At 36.7% G+C, this 1,984-nt stretch carries 2 protein-coding genes; both read left to right on the plus strand.

The annotated features are described in order from the left end of the window. On the plus strand, window positions 1-362 hold a 362-nt coding region (locus tag IEU71_RS10010; protein WP_242030670.1), incomplete at its 5' end, for a hypothetical protein. Between the two features lie 408 nt (window positions 363-770). Next, window positions 771-1,984: replication initiation factor domain-containing protein (locus IEU71_RS10015; protein ID WP_188349656.1), on the plus strand; the 1,214-nt coding region annotated here is incomplete at its 3' end.

The following is a 1,984-nucleotide window of genomic DNA, read 5'->3' on the forward strand; positions in this document are numbered from 1 at the left end:
AAAACACTCAACTGGCAATCACCACGAAAGGTTTTTCAGCAGTTTGCAGTGTTCGGTTAATTCTTGCAATCTACCATGTTAAAAAAATTCAATCTTTGTCGGAACAATCTATCACTGATTTAAAGACAATTGAAAAACTTGGTGACCTTGAACACCTAGAAGAGCTTAACAATGAATTGAAAAAAGTATTGGATAGTGGCGAGTTGGAAACGATCAACCCAATGTTGCCACCATATATCGTGCAAATTCGTAAAAATATCGGCTTTATGATCGGTAATTATCGTTCTACCAAAACACATGCTATCAATCGTAGTAAAGATTTGATGCAGTTGAATGAGCAATTATCGCATATCAAGCGTTAATCAATTGTAGGGGTAGTAAAGAGCTTGCTGATGTATAAAACCATTAGTGGGCTTTTTAGTACATAAAGTGACCGTTCCGACAGGGTGGCGAGCAAGCCCTTGCGAGCCATGCCACGCCCTCGCCCTAGCGTAGCGTTAAAGGGCAGGGTGCGTGGTCGTGGTTAAGACCAAAATACCTTTTGGTCGCACGACTGGCACTTGCGCTGGCGGAAAGGTTACTTAAATTTCTAAAACCCCCTCTTACTAACAGGGGGGTAACAGGGGGGTTAAAGGGCAGAAGTCGCTACGATAAATACCCCCAAAAGTATCGAGAATGGCTGATATGACGGTGTTTTGAAAATATAAAAACTTGTCAAAAAAAATTGTGAAATTTGACTATTGTTTGTTGAAAATTTGAAAGGAATAGCTATGACAGTCTTAGCAGAAACTAATCAATTTTATAGCGCTACTTTTTTAGGGACAACACAACATGGTTTAGCTTATACGAATACACCGCTGATTAAGGTTGGTTTGAGTTTACATGGCGAATTGCAAACTGTGAAAACAGTTAAAGTCAACGGCAATCAACTATCTAATAATTTAAAACTAGGCGATTTTATTGAACTAGGCATAATCAAAGGAGATGAATTAAATGGTTACACAGCAATTTCAATTGATGCCATACAAGCTGATGATAATAATTATCGAAAACTGTTTACTTGTTTAGAAAGTTTGAAAAACGTTGGTAAGTATCAATTATTAAAATTAGTGAAAAATGATGAAAAGGAAGATAACGCAATGGAAGATTTTATTAAAGCACCGAAATTGCAAGGCTCACATATTAAGACTATTAGAAATATGCTGAATTTGAAACAGACAGAATTTGCTGAAAAAATTGGTGTGTCGGGTTCATTATTAAGCTATATTGAAATAGGTAGTAAGCCAATTACAGATGAATTTGTTGAAAAAATGTATACAGCTTTTCCCGATTTAAAGAATGCACTTGATTTACAATTTGATTGGGTCAATATAACATTTTCTGATATGACTGGCGAACAAGTTATCAATGATGTGATGCACTTAAAACCAGAATTATTTTTGGAGCGATCAACGACACAAAACTTTTACACACGAGAATTTGCGTTTGCTGGCGAAAAAAATATCTATGTACAGGACTTTGAACCCACGACTGATGAACATGGTCAAGATGAACAAAAGACTGGCACAACAATGTATCTTACAGGACAAGGCACACGTTTGTTTGAAAAAGCATTGTTGGAACAAGGGCTTACTTGGAAAAAGTTTTTTGTTCGGGCAAAACGCTTTAAAGGCACCATTTCAAGATTGGATATTGCAATCAATGATAATTGGGGTTTGTTAGATATGGACGAAATTATTGAAGCAACCCAGCAAAACAGATTTTGGAGTAAGTCAAGGTCATTTGCAATTCATGGTAATAATCAAGACGGCTGGACGGCAAACTTTGGCAAGTCGCCTTTTGTTATTCGTATTTACGATAAGCAAAAGGAACAAGAACAAAAAGGGCTAGAAACTTCAATTAAAAACCGTGTGGAATTAGAATTACATGCTGATAGAGCCGAGCAAGTCATTAGTGAATGGTTTGAAAACGATAATCTCGTGGA

It is taken from the genome of Leuconostoc falkenbergense, assembly GCF_014634805.1.
GTDB classification, from domain to species: domain Bacteria; phylum Bacillota; class Bacilli; order Lactobacillales; family Lactobacillaceae; genus Leuconostoc; species Leuconostoc falkenbergense.